Source organism: Silicimonas algicola (assembly GCF_003970735.1).
GTDB classification, from domain to species: Bacteria; Pseudomonadota; Alphaproteobacteria; order Rhodobacterales; family Rhodobacteraceae; genus Silicimonas; species Silicimonas algicola.
Genome location: NZ_CP034588.1, coordinates 1,689,231 through 1,704,401, shown reverse-complemented (window position 1 = coordinate 1,704,401; position 15,171 = coordinate 1,689,231). Strand labels below are relative to the sequence as shown.

The window sequence follows — 15,171 nt, the reverse complement described above, 5'->3', positions numbered from 1 at the left end:
AAAGGCGCGGCGGAGCCTACTCCGCCGCCACACGCGCCGCGCCAAGGATTCCGGCGAGGTAGCGCCCCGTATGGCTCTCGGGCACTTTCGCCACGTCCTCGGGCGTGCCCACGGCCACGATCCGCCCGCCCCCGTCGCCGCCTTCGGGACCGATGTCGATGATGTGGTCGGCGGTCTTGATGACGTCGAGGTTGTGCTCGATCACGATGACGGAATTGCCCTGCTCCACCAGCTCGTGCAGCACTTCCAGCAGCTTGCGTACGTCCTCGAAGTGAAGGCCCGTCGTCGGCTCGTCTAGAATGTAAAGCGTCCGCCCCGTCGCGCGCTTCGACAGTTCCTTCGACAGCTTCACCCGCTGTGCCTCGCCCCCCGACAGCGTCGTCGCCTGCTGGCCGACCTTGATGTAGCCAAGACCCACGCGCACCAGAGCATCCATCTTCTCGCGGATGGACGGCACTGCCTTGAAGAACTCCTGCGCGTCTTCCACCGTCATATCAAGGACATCCGCGATGGACTTGCCCTTGAATCGGATTTCCAGCGTCTCACGGTTATACCGCTGGCCGTGGCAGGTCTCGCAGGTGACGTAGACGTCGGGCAGGAAGTGCATCTCGATCTTGATGACGCCATCGCCCTGGCAGGCCTCGCAGCGCCCGCCCCTGACGTTAAAGCTGAAGCGTCCGGGTTTGTAGCCCCGCGCCTTCGCCTCGGGCAGTCCCGCGAACCAGTCTCGGATCGGCGTGAAGGCCCCCGTGTAAGTCGCTGGATTCGAACGCGGAGTACGCCCGATGGGGCGCTGGTCGATGTCGATGACCTTGTCGAGGTGTTCGAGCCCCTTGATCGTCTCGCAGGGCGCTGGCGTTTGACGCGCACCGTTCAGCCGCATGGAAGCCGTCTTGAACAACGTCTCGATGGTCAGCGTCGATTTTCCGCCGCCGGACACGCCCGTGACGCAGACGAACTGGCCTAGGGGAAAGCTCGCCGTCACATCCTGGAGGTTGTTGCCCGAGGCGTTCACCACCGTGACCGACTTGCCCTTCTTCGGCTTCCGGCGCTCGTGCGGCACAGGGATCGCCCGTCGCCCGGCAAGATAGTCTCCCGTAACGCTGGCGGGGTTCGCGATGATCTCGGCCGGGGTGCCGTGGGCCACGACCTCGCCGCCGTGAATGCCGGCGCCGGGTCCGATGTCGAAGACGTAGTCGGCCTCGCGGATCGCCTCTTCGTCGTGCTCGACGACGATGACGGTGTTGCCTGCGTCGCGCAGGTTCTTCAGCGTCTCCAGCAGGCGCCCGTTATCGCGCTGGTGCAGGCCGATGGACGGCTCGTCGAGAACGTAGAGAACCCCGGTGAGGCCCGAGCCGATCTGAGACGCGAGGCGTATGCGCTGGCTTTCGCCACCGGACAGGGTGCCCGCGTTCCGCGACAGGGTCAGGTATTCGAGACCCACGTTGTTCAGGAAGCCGAGACGCTCGCGGATCTCCTTCAGGATGGCTGAAGCGATCTCGTTCTTCTGTTTGGACAGGTGGTTCGGCGCGTCGAGCGTCCAGTCCAGCGCCTCGCGGATCGACTTCTGCACCACTTCCCCGACGTGAAGGCCGCCAATCTTCACCGCCAGAGCCTCGGGCCGCAGGCGGAATCCGCCGCAGGTGCCGCAGGGGCGGTTGTTCTGGAACCGCTCCAGGTCCTCACGAATCCAGGCGCTGTCGGTCTCGCGGTAGCGCCGCTCGAGGTTCGGGATGATTCCCTCGAAGGCGCGCTCGACGGTGTAGACGCGGCCGTTCTCGTCGTAGCGGAAGGCGATCTCGTCCTCGCCGGAGCCGAACAGGATACCCCGCTGCGCGGTCTCGGGCAGCTCTTTCCACGGTGTGCGCTTGTCGAACCCATAGTGCTTCGCCAAGGCGTCGATGGTCTGCATGTAATAGGGCGACTTGCCCTTCCGCCAGTTCGCAAGCGCGCCGTTGTCGAGCGGCACGAGAGGCCGCGACAAATCGGGCACCACGAGGCGTTCGTCGAAGAACAGCTCGACGCCCAGACCATCGCAGGACGGACAGGCCCCGAAGGGCGCGTTGAACGAGAAGAGGCGCGGCTCGATTTCCGAGATCGTGAAGCCCGATACCGGGCAGGCGAACTTTTCGGAGAATGTGATCCGCTCGGGCTCGGCGTCGGCGGGTGCGGTCTCGAGGATGGCGATGCCGTCGGCGAGGTCGAGCGCGGTGCGGAACGAGTCCGCCAGCCGGGTTTCAATGCCTTCCTTCACCACGATGCGGTCCACCACCACGTCGATGTCGTGGCGGAACTTCTTGTCGAGCGTGGGCGGGCTGTCGAGCTCGTAGAACTCGCCGTTGACCTTCACGCGCTGGAAGCCCTGCTTGCGCAGCTCCAGGAATTCCTTGCGGTACTCGCCCTTCCGGTCACGCACGATCGGGGCGAGAAGATAGGCGCGCGTCCCCTCCTCCATCGTCATCACGCGGTCGACCATGTCCTGCACTTGCTGCGCCTCGATCGGCAGGCCTGTTGCGGGGGAATAGGGCGTGCCGGCGCGGGCGAAGAGCAGGCGAAGATAGTCATAGATCTCGGTAACGGTGCCGACGGTCGAACGCGGATTCTTCGAGGTGGTCTTCTGCTCGATGGAGATCGCCGGAGACAGACCAGAGATGTGGTCTACGTCCGGCTTATGCATCATGTCGAGGAACTGCCGCGCGTAGGCCGAGAGCGACTCGACATAGCGACGCTGCCCCTCGGCGTAGATGGTGTCGAAGGCCAGCGACGACTTGCCCGAGCCGGAGAGGCCAGTGATGACCACCAATTCGTTCCGGGGAATGTCGACGTTTATGTTCTTGAGGTTGTGCTCGCGCGCGCCGCGCACCTCGATGTTCTTCTGCTCGGCCATCAAGCCACCTCTCAAAGCGCAAGCCACAGAGATAGCGACGGGGCCGCGAGACTCAATGGCGTAAACGGAACATTACCGGAACATCCATGCCGCGTCACCGATTTTCCGTGAACTTCCTGTGAATAACGGCAGAGGCCCGCGCAGTAGCGAGCGGGCACACGGGATTGTCAGGCGACGGACGCCTCTGAGGCTCTAGGATTTTCCGACAAGCCCCCACGCCACCAAGGAGCCCTGCCATGCTGACCCGCCGCCTCATTATCACCGCTCTAGCCGCTGCCCTCGCCCTGCCTGCCGCCGCGCACCACGGATGGCGCTGGACCGACGGCGGGCAGTTCGAGTTGACCGGCATCGTCACCGAGGCGAACCTCGGCAACCCTCACGGCGTCCTGACCGTCGACGCCGACGGCGAGTCATGGACCGCCGAAGTCGGCCAGCCCTGGCGCAACCAGAACGCCGGTCTCACTGACGAGATGCTGGCGCCTGGGGCCGAAGTCACACTTCTCGGCGAACGCCACGCCGATCCCGAGCAACTTCTGATGAAGGCCGAGGTCGTGGTCATCGGCGGCACCGAGTACGTCCTCTACCCGGACCGCGTTTGACCGAGCTTGCAGCCCTTCTGGAAGCGACATCGCTGGCGCAGGCGCTCAAGGCGTCTCGGTGGCTCTATCCGCTCATCAACGCGGGCCACATCCTGGGCATAGCGCTCCTCGTCGGAGCGGTCATCCCGATGGACGTCGCCGCCCTTCGCGGCCGCGACATGACCGCCGGCCTGCATCCCTGGGCCATAGCCGGACTTCTTCTGGCGGCGGCCTGCGGCCTGCTGCTGTTCATCACGCAGGCGGGCGACTACGTCGTGAACGGCTGGTTCCGGGCGAAAATGGCTCTTCTTGCGCTCGCCGTCGCCAACGCGCTCTGGCACCTCAACGCGACAGGCTCGGCGCTGCAGCGCGCCGCCCTGCCCTCGCTGATCCTCTGGCCCGCGATCCTCGTCCTGGGACGGATGATCGGCTACAGCGGCTAGAAGTGGACCGCGCGCCCATAGGCGTCGAGAACGCTTTCATGCATCATCTCGGACAGCGTCGGGTGCGGGAAGACCGTCTCGATCAGGTCCTCCTCGGTCGTCTCGAGTTTGCGGGCGACGATATAGCCCTGGATCAGTTCGGTCACTTCCGCGCCGACCATGTGTGCGCCCAGAAGCTCGCCGGTCTTCTCGTCGAAGACGGTCTTGATGAAACCTTCGGCTTCCCCAAGTGCGATGGCCTTGCCGTTGCCGATGAAGGGGAATTTTCCGACCTTCACCTGGAAGCCCAGTTCCTTGGCCTTGGCCTCGGTGTAGCCGACGCTCGCCACCTGCGGCTGGCAGTAGGTGCAGCCGGCGATTTCCTGCGGCTTGACCGGGTGGACCTTGTTCTTGCCCGCGATCAGTTCCACGACCATGACGCCCTCGTGCGACGCCTTGTGCGCAAGCCAGGGCGCGCCTGCGATGTCGCCGATGGCGTAGAGACCGTCGACCCCGGTGCGGCAGTAGGCGTCCGTCACGACGTGGGTTCTCTCGACCTTCACGCCTAACTCCTCAAGTCCCAGGCCCTCGACGTTGCCGACGATGCCTACGGCGGAAATCACCGTGTCGACCTCGATCGTCTCGGTCTTGCCGTCCATCTCGATATGCGCCGTCACCTTGTCGTCGGAGCGGTCGAGCTTCTTGACCGTCGCCTTCTGGAGGATCTTCATGCCCTGCTTCTCGAAGGCCTTCTTCGCGAAGGCAGAAACCTCGGCGTCCTCGATCGGAAGGATTCGGTCCATCACCTCGACCACCGTCGTCTCGGCGCCGAGCGTGTTGTAGAAGCTTGCGAATTCGATGCCGATGGCGCCCGAGCCGATGACCAGGAGCTTCTTCGGCATATGCGGCGGCTGAAGCGCGTGCTTGTAGGTCCAGACCCGCTTGCCGTCAGCCTCGAGCCCCGGCAATTCGCGCGCCCGGGCGCCGGTGGCGACGATGATGTTCTTCGCCTGAAGCTCCTCGGTGCCCTTGTCGGTCTTGACGCTGACCTTGCCCTTCGCGGTCAGGGTCGCCTCGCCCATGACGACCTCGACCTTGTTCTTCTTCATCAGGTGCCCCACGCCCGAGGCAAGCTGCTTGGCCACCCCGCGCGACCGCTTCACCACCGCGTCGAGGTCATAGCCGACGCCCTCGGCCTTCAGCCCGAATTCCTTGGCGCGGTGCATCAGGTGGAAGACCTCGGAGGACCGCAGCATCGCCTTCGTCGGGATGCAGCCCCAGTTGAGGCAGATGCCGCCCATGTGCTCGCGCTCGACGATGCAGGCCTTCAGGCCAAGCTGCGCGGCGCGAATGGCGGCGACATACCCGCCCGGTCCCGCTCCGATCACGACGACGTCGAAGGTCCTGGCTGCCATTGGTTTTCCTCCCGAGGCGAGATCAACAGTCTGTCCTCCATGTGCCACGGACGAAAGGCGAAGTCACCCGGTCCGACATTGCCATGTCGGAATACCCGCCATACCGAAGACGTCAGGCGGCGCTCTTCGCCCGCAGCTTCTCGACCATGCGCCCGTAGCCCCCGCTTTCGAGGAACTCGCGCTCGGCCTCGGTCGACTCGCGGCCCAGCGCCTCGTTGCGGAACGGGAAGCGGCCGAACTGGCGGATGATCTCGCGGTGCGCCTTGGCGTGAAGCAGGCTTTCGGCGGATTCGGGCATCCGCGTCGAGAACAGACGGACGGCGCGGTCCTGGTCTTCCTGGTTCTCGGAGTGTTCGAGCGGCAGGTAGAAAAACTGACGCGCGGGTTCGTCGATCTTGAGATCCCAGCCCTTCGAGATCGCCACCTTGCTGGCGGACTTCGCCAGCCGGTCGGACGAGAAGGCCTTGACCGTGCCCCGGTACATGTTGCGCGAGAACTGGTCGGTCAGGATGATGTAGGCCAGCGTTCCCGAAGCATAGGTCAGCCACAGCGACAGTGCGCCCTGCATTGCTTGGTTCCAGTCGGCCTCGAACCTCTCGCGGATCGTCTCGTCGAGCTTCTCGCCGCCCTTGTACCAGCCTTCCGGGCCTGTCTCGTCCAGCCAGAAGGCCAGAATGTCTTCAGGACTCGCCATGCGTGTCACCTACCCTTGCCTCTTCCCCAGGCGCCTTCGAGCGTTACCACGTCCTCACTGGCGATCAACCCTTTCCTCCTGCGAGGCAGCAATGTCCTGCTCGGGGGGGGCGTTGTCGGCATAGAATTCCTGTGCGGCCTCGACCGCGATCGGAGTCGCCGAGGGGGTCAGCGGCGCATAAGTCACAGCGTCATAGTCGCCCTCGCCCTCGTAGAGCGAGACGCGCTGCGTCATCCGGTAGGCGACGTATGCCACGAAAAGCGTGAAGTTGGCGGCGAGGAAGACCCAGAACCCCGGGGGTCCGAGGTTGCCCATCAGCCATCCGGTCAGGATGGGGCCTGCGATGGCGCCGAGACCGTTGACGAAGATCAGCGCACCCGAAGCCGCCGCCATGTCGTCTCTCGGAAGATAGTCGTTGGTGTAGGCGATAATGAGCGCATAGAGCGGGTTCGACACGCCGCCGAGGATGAAACCCGCGACGAGGATCATTTCGAAGCTCCCTCCGAACGCCAGGCCCAGAAGCGAGCCGAGCGCGCCGCCCACCCCCGCGAAGAGGATCAGCTTGCGGCGGTCCATCCGGTCCGACATCCAGCCGATGGGAAACTGCAGCACGAGGCCGCCGAAGAAGATCGCGGTGACGAAGATCGAGATCTCGGCCACGGACATGCCCGCCGCCGTGCCATAGACCGAGGCCATCCCGAAGAGCGCCGAGAAGGCGAAGCCCATCAGGAACATCCCCACGATGCCCGTGGGCGACGTGTTGTAGAGCGCGCGAAGGTTCATCGCCTTCGTCGTGTCGAACTCTGGCGTCGGCGTGACCGACAAGAGGATCGGCGCGAAGGAGAGCGACACGAGTACGGACGGGATGACGAAAAGAACATAGCCCGCCGGATCGGCGACGTTCAGAAGCGCCTGAGACACCATGATCCCGACCATCTGCACGATCATGTAGAGCGAAAGCGCCTTGCCGCGGTTTTCGTTCGTCGAGGAGTTGTTCAGCCAGCTTTCGGCCGTGACGTAGACGCCCGAGAAGGAGAAGCCGAAAAGGACGCGCAACAGGACCCAGGCCCAGGGCTCGGTGATCGTCGGATAGAGGATCAGCACCGCCGAGATGAAAGACCCGAGCGCGGCGAAGACGCGGACATGGCCGACGCGCCGGATCAGGCCCGGCGCCGTGCGCGAGCCGAACAGGAAGCCCACGAAATAAGCCGAGGTGATGACCGACAGCTCGATGGTCGAGAACTGCTCGATCCCGCCGCGAATGCCCATGAGCGAGCCCTGAAGGCCGTTGCCGACCATCAGCAGGATAATGCCGAGGAGCAGCGGCCATGCGCTGCGGATCACTTGCAGCATCGTGCTGCCTCCCTCTGTCTTGCCTGCCCTAACGCGCGCTGACTGGGCGCGACTTGCCCGAATGCGACGACCTCTGTCGGTTTTCAGCCCGCCGGCAGGAGCAGCGAGGCATCTCCGTAGGAGAAGAAGCGGTAGTCGTTCCGCATGGCGTGATCGTAGATTTCGCGCACGCGGTCCACCCCCATGAAGGCAGAAACCAGCATCATCAGCGTCGACTTCGGCAGGTGGAAGTTCGTCATAAGCGCGTCGGCGGCCTTGAAGCGGTAGCCGGGCGTGATGAAGATGTCGGTCGCACCTCGCCACGCCGCGAGCGTGCCGTCGTCCTCCGCCGCCGTCTCGATCAGACGTAGCGCCGTGGTCCCGACGGGAACGATCCGTCCTCCTGCGCTGCGCGTAGCGTTGATCTCTCGGGCGGCCTCCAGGGTGATCTCTCCCCGCTCGGCATGCATCTTGTGGTCGCGCACGTCATCCACCTTGACCGGCAGGAAGGTGCCCGCGCCGACGTGAAGCGTCACGAAGCTGCGGTCGATCCCCCGCGCAGCGAGCGCGGCCAGTAAAGCGTCGTCGAAGTGAAGCGACGCGGTCGGCGCGGCGACGGCTCCCGTTTCTCGCGCCCAGACCGTCTGGTAGTCTTCGCGGTCCTGAGCGTCGGACGGCCTGCGCCCTTCGATGTAGGGCGGCAGGGGCATCGCGCCGGCCTCGGCCAGCGCCGCGTCGAAGTCGTCGCCCGACAGGTTGAAGCGCAGGCGCGCGGTGCCCTCGTCGCGGCCCTCGACCGTGGCCGACAGATCGGGCGAGAACGCCAGCGCCTCGCCGTCGCGGACTTTCTTCAGGGGCTTCAGAAGCGCCGACCACGTCCCGTCCGCGCGCGGCTCGAGAAGCGTCGCCTCGATGCGGGCGGAGGTGTCCCCACCCTCGCCCGACCGGCGCCGCACTCCCGACAGGCGGGCGGGGATCACGCGCGTGTCGTTCAGGACCAGCCGGTCGCCCGGTCGCAGGAACGCGGGAAGGTCGATGGAGTGCGCGTCGGTCATCGTCGACGGCGTCGCCACGAGCAGGCGCGACGACGACCGGGGCCGCGCGGGACGGGTCGCGATCAGACGCTCGGGAAGGTCGAAATCGAAGTCGGACAGCCGCACCCTTCAGCCCCCCGGCGGCGCGCGGCGGAAGATCTGGCGGAAGGCGCCTGGCGTCAGGATCGACAGCGGGTTGACGCTGACCGACGGGTCCGACGTCGGGCCTGCCATGCGGTAGTTGAAGCCGAACAACCCCTCGCCCCGCCGCGTGAAAAGCGAGCCGATCCCGTTCAGGAAATAGACCGGCGAGATCACCCCGCGCATGTCGAGCTGCTTCGACGCCATGTCATAGATCCCGTCGGCCGAAATTCCGATGGACCCCCCGACCGCCGCCGCCTGCTGGAGCGTCAGGCGGTCGCGTGTGAGGCGGAAGCTGCCGTCGATGCTCTCGAACCGGATGCCGGGCCCGTCGAGCTGGTCGATGAGGCCCACGATCGAGATCGCGTCAAGGAGATCGGCCATCACCGGCGCCTTGCGGATGCGGATGCGCTCGATCAGGAACTGGCCTGAGTAGGTGCCCGACGGCGCCCCCACAACCGGCGTCAGGACGATGTCGAGCGTCCCCTCGCGCGCGTTTGGCGTCAGTCCGATGCTGGCCAGCACGCCCGCCGCGTCCTCGCTCTGAATGCGGATGGCGGTCCCTGCGTTGGCGGGGGCCAGCGTACCTCTCACCTGTGCCCCGCCGTTGATCTGCCCGCGAAATTCGCCCGAAAGTCCGATGGCGGTCTGGTCGATCCGGCCTCGCACGCCCGTCAGGGAAATACTGTCGGACACCACCAGCCGGTCGAGCGCCAGGTCGATGGGGCCGCCGCCGCGCCCGCCCCCCGTGCCGCCGAGATCAAGGCGGCGCAGGTCCAGCGTCCCGCCCTGAAGCGCCACCGCGGGCGATTGCCCTGCGCCTCGGGGCGTCAGGCTCACCGTCGCGTCCAGCCAGTCGCCCACCCGAAGCGGCGTGAAGGTCGCGCCCGTGAACCCCTCGGTCCCAAAGTCCAGACCGCCCCGCAGCGACAGCCCGGCGGTGTCCAGTTCCAGCCGGTCGACCCGGGGCACGTCACCGAGCGTGGCGGCGACGGTCAGCGTGCCCGTTTCGCCCGCGGGCTTGGTCCAGCCGACAGCGGGCAAGGACAGCGTCAGACCCGACATCTGCGAGGTCAAAAGCAAGTCGGGCGGCGCGCCCGGCGCCAGCGTCAGGCGATAGTCGCCCTCGCTTTCGCCGCGCAGGAACCCGTCGGGCAGCGGCAGGCCGAAGGTCTCCACGGTGTCGGGCGAGAGCGCGAGCCGGCCCGCGATGGTCCCTCCCTCGTCCGCCGCCTCGCCGAGCGGCTGAAGCCAGCGCGCGGTCAGCGCCACGCCGTCGAGCGTTGCCGCGCCTTCCAGACCGAGACGCCTGGGGTCGGCGAAGAACTCCAGCGTCTCGGCCTCGAGCACGCGGCCCGGCACGAGGCTGTCGGACCGCACGTCGCTCAATGTCGCCGCGACCTCGTAGGACACGTCCTCGGCCTTGATGCCGTCGACGAGCGGCAGCGTGATCCGGGCCAGCACATCGGCCTCGGCCTCGGCGATATCGACCGGGCGCTTGGCGCGTTCCATGATCCGAAGCGGCGGGTTGTCGAGAATGGACAGCATGCCCTGCATCGGCCCCTTCGCCACCACCGTGATCTCGCCCTGCACCGGCTTCGGCCGAACGTCGGGGACGAGGAAGACCGAGCCGCCGAGATCGATCCGATCGCCCGTCTCGGCCTCCATGCCGCCCGCGTCCACCGCCAGCGTGAAGCGGCGGTCGTGCAGGGTGGCTCGCCCCGTCGCTTCGGTCAGGTGCGGCATCGCGGGCAGGAAGCGGGCATTGCCATCTTCGAACAGGAAACTGAGTTCGATCTCGGGTTTCCGTGCCGTATGGGCGCGCAGCGCCACCGAAGGCTCGACCATCGTTCCGTGTTCGAGGTTCCGCGACAGCCACTTCCGGGTGATGGGCGAGACCTCGACGGGCCAGAACGCCAGAACGCGGTCGGACCCGATGCGCTCGGTCGTCGCGTCGACCGACGCGTGCCAGCCGTCCTCGCGGGCCTCGACGCGACCCGTCGCACGGATCGGTGTGCCCTCGTTGTCGATGACAACCTGCGCGAGGTCGGCGGTGAACGGATCGAGCCGCAGGCGCAGGTCGGCGCGGACGTCCGTCAATGTCACCGGCGCTTCGAAGATGCCGCCGCCCTCGTAGTCCAGCGCCTCGACGCGGAACTGGCCGAGAAACGCACGCGGCCAAGGCCCGTCAAGCTCGTCGAGATAGGTGTGACCCGAGGCGAGGAGACGGCCCTCGGGTCCCACGATGCTGATCTCCGAGAAGTCGATCCTCTGCCGCGAGGGGTTGAAGGTGAAATAGGCCCTCGCCGCTTCGAAGGCGACGGGCGTCACCTCCTCGGTCGGCTGAAGCGCACCCGAGGCAATGTCGAGCGTTCCGGCGAAGGACAGAAGTTGCCCGGTTTCGTCGATCTCGGTCCGAACCGAGCCCGAGATGGGCGCATCGAGAACCGAGAGCCACGACAGCACGGGCGACTGAAGCGCGATGTCGCCTGCGGGCATGCCCGTCACGGTGAAGCCGAGCGACACCCGGCCCGTGCCCCGGTTGCGCGAGACCGAGAACTGTATTCCGGCGAGGTCGTCGGTGCCGTTGAAGACGTCCGAAGCCACCGAGAGGTTCAGCCCCTCACCGCCTTTCCGCACGATGGCCGTGGCGTTCGTGGCCTGCCAGATGCGCCCCGATCGCGCATCCTCGAGCGTCAGCACGATACCGCCCGCCTGCACCTCCTGAAGCGAGGCCAGCGCGCCGGAGGCCATGATGCGGTCGATGCGTTCGAGAAGTTCGGGAAGCGTCTCGGCCTCGTCCGCCGCCACCTGGTCGGACCGAAAGGCGAAGCTGCCGTCGGCGGTCCGGCGGATGGTGATCTGCGCGCCCGAAAGAAACAGGCTCGATGCCGCGACTTCTCCGCGCAGAAGACGGCCGGGCGACAGTTCCGCTCCGATGCGGTTCAACTGCGCCACGGCCCCGCCCTGAAGGTCGACGAAACGGATGTCGTTCATCAAGAGGTGCGGGATACCGTCCCGGCCCACCCCCACCTCGATCCCGCCCAGCGAAATCGGCGTGCCCTCGAGCCGGGCGTTGATCCGGCGCTCGACGCCCGCACGGATCGTGTCGGGAACGGCGATCGTCCGGCCTGACAGGGACAGGACGAGGATGGTGAAGATGACCCCGGCCAGAGACAGGGTCAGGACCATGCCAAGGCCAACGCGCCCGTGACGCGGGCGGCGCGGCCGGCGGACCGGCGGCGGGACGTCTTGCGTCCCTTCTGTCTGCTCGTCGTTCTCTGCCATCGGCATTTGCGTCCGGGGTGTATTCTGGGCCGAAGCGGACTAAAACACCAAACTGTAATCGCAGAAGACACAGGGACATCCCATGAGCCTCGACGGACAGACCGCGCCCGACTTCACGCTCCCCCGCGACGGAGGCGGCGAGATCACCCTTTCCGACCTGCGCCCGAAGGCGGTCGTGCTGTATTTCTACCCCAAGGACGACACGCGCGGCTGCACCTTGGAAGCGCAGGCCTTCACCGCCCGCGCGGCGGATTTCGAGGCCGCCGGCGCCGTTGTCGTCGGCATTTCCAAGGACACGGTGCAGAAGCACGACAAGTTCCGCGACAAGTACGATCTGGGCGTGATCCTGGCGTCGGATGCCGAGAGCGACGTCTGCGAGCGGTACGGCGTCTGGGGCGAGAAGCAGATGTACGGCAAGAGCTACATGGGTATCGAGCGCGCCACGTTTCTCGTCACGGGCGACGGAACGGTCGCGCGCGAATGGCGCAAGGTGAAAGTGGACGGCCACGCGGACGAGGTTCTGAACGCCGTGAAGGCGCTGTGAGCCGCTCGGTCCGGACAGGACGGCCATGACACAGACGCTGACGGAGATGGCGGTCGAGGTCCTGACGACGGCGGACGCGCGCGAGAAGTGCCGCCTGTCGCGGGCGCAGGCCGCCCGCTGGTTCGCGGCGCGTGAGGCAGGCGAGACCCTCCCCGTCGGCACCGCCTCGCCGCCCGACCGCCCCGCGAGACCTGACAGGCCCGAGCTTCTCGACCCGCGCGACGTGCCGAAGCGCAAGCCGGGCAGCCCCGAGGGCCGCGCGGCGCTCTTGCACGCGGTCGCCCACATCGAGTTGAACGCTGTCGATCTGCACTGGGACCTCGTCGCGCGGTTCGGGCATGTTCCCATGCCGGCCGGCTTTCACGACGACTGGGTCCGAGCGGCCGACGAGGAATCAAAGCACTTCGGACTCGTCGCCGATTGCCTCGAAGCGCAGGGCAGCCACTACGGCGCCCTGCCCGCCCACGCCGGCATGTGGCGGGCGGCCGAGGATACGGCGGACGATCTGATCGGACGCCTCGCTGTCGTCCCGATGGTGCTGGAGGCGCGCGGTCTGGACGTGACGCCCCAGATGATCGGCATCTTCCGCAAGTCCGGCGATGCCGGTGCAGTGGCCGCGCTCGAGACGATCTATGCCGAAGAGGTCGGCCACGTCGCCTACGGCTCGAAGTGGTTCAACTTTCTCTGCGGGCGCGGCGACCTCGATCCGAAGCCCGTGTTCCACGATCTTGTCCGCCGTTATTTCCACGGAGCGCTGAAGCCGCCCTTCAACGAGGAAAAGCGCGCCGAGGCCGGAATACCGCCTGACTTCTACTGGCCACTTGCCGGAAATAACTGATCTTTCGGCGGCTTTCCGCTTGAATCGCGGCATTTCCGCGGCGGGAGCAAGGCACGGTTGCCTGACTCCCCCCCAGCCTTTAAGACTTTCGCGGGGTGAAGGGCCGGACAGGGCCCGGCTCCTCATTCGAGGTTACGGGACAGGACCTTGTGACGCTGCCAATGATATCCAGACTGAGCGGTGCGCTGGAGCGCACATTTCCTGAGCAGAGGCTTTTCCTGAGGTCGGACACCGAAACCCGGTTCGTCCGCCTCTCGCCCGCGACGCAGTTCGTCGGCATCGCCGGAAGCGCCCTGCTCCTTGGCTGGACGATCGTCTCGTCCGCCATCCTCATCATGCACAGCCTCGGCGCGGGCGACCTGCGCGAACAGGCGCTGCGGGACCAGGCCGTGTACGAGGCGCGCCTGAACGAGCTTTCCCACGAACGCGACGCGAGAGCGCGCGAGGCTTCCGACGCGCAGGGGCGCTTCGCGGTGGCGCTGGCCGAGGTCTCGGCGATGCAGTCCCGTCTCCTCGCCTCCGAAGACCGCCGGCGTGAACTGGAAACCGGCGTCGACGTCATCGCCGGCACGCTGCGCGAGACGATGAAGGAACGCGACGAGGCCCGCAAACAGTCCGAACTTCTTCTGGCCGAGATCGCCGAGAGCGCGGCCGAGAGACCCGACATCACCCGGATGAGCGATCTCGAGACGACGCTGGACGTGATGACGGCGGCCCTGGGCGATCTGGCGGGAGAGCGCGACCAGATGAACGACAAGGTCGTCGAGGCCGAGACGATGCTCCAGGAAGTCGCCTTCGACCAGAAACTCGAGGCCGAGCGCAACGAGCGCATCTTCAGCCAGATCGAGGAGGCGGTGACGACGTCGCTGTCGCCGATCGAGGAGATGTTCTCGGCCGTGGGACTTCCGACCGATTCGATCCTAGAGCAGGTCCGCCGCAGCTATTCGGGCCAGGGCGGCCCTCTGACCCCGATCGTCTTCTCGACCAGCGGCGACGCCGAGCCCGACCCCCTGACCGACCGCGCCAACGAGGTGCTGGGACGTCTCGACGAGGCGAACCTCTATCGCATCGCCGCCGAGAAGCTGCCGTTCTCGTTCCCGATCAAGGGCAGCTACCGCTCGACATCCGGCTTCGGCAAGCGATGGGGCCGGATGCACGAGGGGCATGATTTCGCCGGCGGCACCGGGACGCCGATCCTTGCCACCGCCGATGGGGTGGTGACGCACGCCGGAACGGCGTCAGGATATGGCCACCTCATCAAGATACGGCATGATTTCGGATACGAGACACGATATGGACACCTCTCCAAAATCCGGGTCGAGGTTGGGCAAAGAGTCTCGCGCGGGGACCTGATCGGTGATATGGGGAACACCGGACGGTCGACCGGAACCCATCTCCACTACGAGATCCGGATCGGCGGTGACGCCCTCAACCCGATGAAATTCATCAAGGCAGCTAGAGATGTTTTCTAAGAGCAAAATCAACGAACCCGGCCCCAAGCAGGGAACTGAGGCAGCAAAGGAAGAAAAGGCGCCCGTCATGAACCAGTCGAACAGCAGCTCGGACTTCAGCCCCTCCTCGTCCTCTTCCGCGCCGAAGGCCAAGCCGCCGGCATCGGTCCTCTCGGCCGACCTTCAGATCACCGGCAACATCAAGACGACCGGCGACATCCAGATCGAGGGCAACGTCGAGGGTGACATCCGCGCGCATCTTCTGACCGTCGGCGAAGGCGCCACGGTGAAGGGCGAGTGCATCGCCGACGACGTCGTCGTGAACGGCCGCGTGGTCGGCAAGGTGCGCGGCCTCAAGGTTCGCCTCACCTCGACCGCCCGCGTCGAGGGTGACATCATCCACAAGACCATCGCCATCGAATCCGGCGCCCATTTCGAGGGTTCGGTCCAGCGACAGGAAGACCCGCTGAACTCGAAGGGCGGCATCGCGCCGAAGCCCGGCATGGGCGTGGGCACGAGCGCCCCGGCAGGCGGCGTGAAGTAAGCT

General features: G+C 66.3%; 12 protein-coding genes. 6 read left to right on the top strand and 6 right to left on the bottom strand.

Annotation, left to right across the window (positions count from 1 at the left end):
* Nucleotides 1-16 precede the first annotated feature (16 nt).
* A complete protein-coding gene (gene uvrA / locus EF888_RS08465) occupies nt 17-2,887 on the bottom strand; it encodes an excinuclease ABC subunit UvrA (protein ID WP_109758587.1) in 2,871 nt (956 codons plus the stop codon).
* A 236-nt stretch (nt 2,888-3,123) separates the two neighbouring features.
* Between uvrA and EF888_RS08460 the strand changes: the two genes are divergently transcribed.
* Both EF888_RS08460 and EF888_RS08455 read left to right on the top strand, forming a co-directional pair.
* Entirely contained in the window at nt 3,124-3,486 is a 363-nt protein-coding gene (locus EF888_RS08460; protein ID WP_109758586.1) for a DUF6152 family protein, read from the top strand.
* The gene (locus tag EF888_RS08455; RefSeq protein WP_109758585.1) at nt 3,483-3,908 is read left to right on the top strand and encodes a hypothetical protein; all 426 of its coding nucleotides are present in this window, start codon (nt 3,483-3,485) and stop codon (nt 3,906-3,908) included. Before EF888_RS08460 ends, EF888_RS08455 begins: the two co-directional genes overlap by 4 nt.
* On the opposite strand, the gene lpdA is transcribed toward EF888_RS08455, so the two are convergent.
* From lpdA to EF888_RS08430, 5 genes are all read right to left on the bottom strand, one after another.
* The gene (gene lpdA / locus EF888_RS08450; protein ID WP_109758584.1) at nt 3,905-5,302 is read right to left on the bottom strand and encodes a dihydrolipoyl dehydrogenase; all 1,398 of its coding nucleotides are present in this window, start codon (nt 5,300-5,302) and stop codon (nt 3,905-3,907) included. The two genes, EF888_RS08455 and lpdA, sit on opposite strands and share 4 nt — an antisense overlap.
* Nucleotides 5,303-5,414: 112 nt before the next feature.
* A complete protein-coding gene (locus EF888_RS08445; protein ID WP_109758583.1) occupies nt 5,415-5,996 on the bottom strand; it encodes a DUF924 family protein in 582 nt (193 codons plus the stop codon).
* Between the two features lie 54 nt (nt 5,997-6,050).
* Nucleotides 6,051-7,349: an MFS transporter gene (locus EF888_RS08440; RefSeq protein ID WP_109758582.1), complete on the bottom strand. Its 1,299-nt coding sequence runs from the start codon at nt 7,347-7,349 to the stop codon at nt 6,051-6,053.
* 83 nt (nt 7,350-7,432) lie between these two features.
* Nucleotides 7,433-8,488, bottom strand: coding sequence for a tRNA preQ1(34) S-adenosylmethionine ribosyltransferase-isomerase QueA (queA, locus tag EF888_RS08435; RefSeq protein ID WP_109758581.1), 1,056 nt, complete (start codon nt 8,486-8,488; stop codon nt 7,433-7,435).
* A gap of 3 nt (nt 8,489-8,491) precedes the next feature.
* Complete coding sequence (locus EF888_RS08430) at nt 8,492-11,791, bottom strand: YhdP family protein (RefSeq protein ID WP_164721621.1); 3,300 nt, start codon at nt 11,789-11,791, stop codon at nt 8,492-8,494.
* Between the two features lie 82 nt (nt 11,792-11,873).
* Here EF888_RS08430 and EF888_RS08425 point away from each other — a divergent pair, with 82 nt between their 5' ends.
* The 4 genes from EF888_RS08425 to EF888_RS08410 all read left to right on the top strand — a co-directional run bounded on the left by EF888_RS08425 (nt 11,874) and on the right by EF888_RS08410 (nt 15,168).
* Entirely contained in the window at nt 11,874-12,335 is a 462-nt protein-coding gene (locus EF888_RS08425) for a peroxiredoxin (protein ID WP_109758579.1), read from the top strand.
* 25 nt (nt 12,336-12,360) lie between these two features.
* Nucleotides 12,361-13,173 (top strand): ferritin-like domain-containing protein, encoded by an 813-nt coding sequence (locus EF888_RS08420; RefSeq protein ID WP_109758578.1) that lies wholly within the window; start codon nt 12,361-12,363, stop codon nt 13,171-13,173.
* A gap of 161 nt (nt 13,174-13,334) precedes the next feature.
* On the top strand, nt 13,335-14,645 hold the full coding sequence (locus tag EF888_RS08415) for a M23 family metallopeptidase (protein ID WP_109758577.1): 1,311 nt from the start codon (nt 13,335-13,337) through the stop codon (nt 14,643-14,645).
* Nucleotides 14,635-15,168, top strand: a complete 534-nt coding sequence (locus tag EF888_RS08410) for a bactofilin family protein (RefSeq protein WP_109758576.1) — start codon at nt 14,635-14,637, stop codon at nt 15,166-15,168. Before EF888_RS08415 ends, EF888_RS08410 begins: the two co-directional genes overlap by 11 nt.
* The last annotated feature ends 3 nt before the right edge of the window (nt 15,169-15,171 follow it).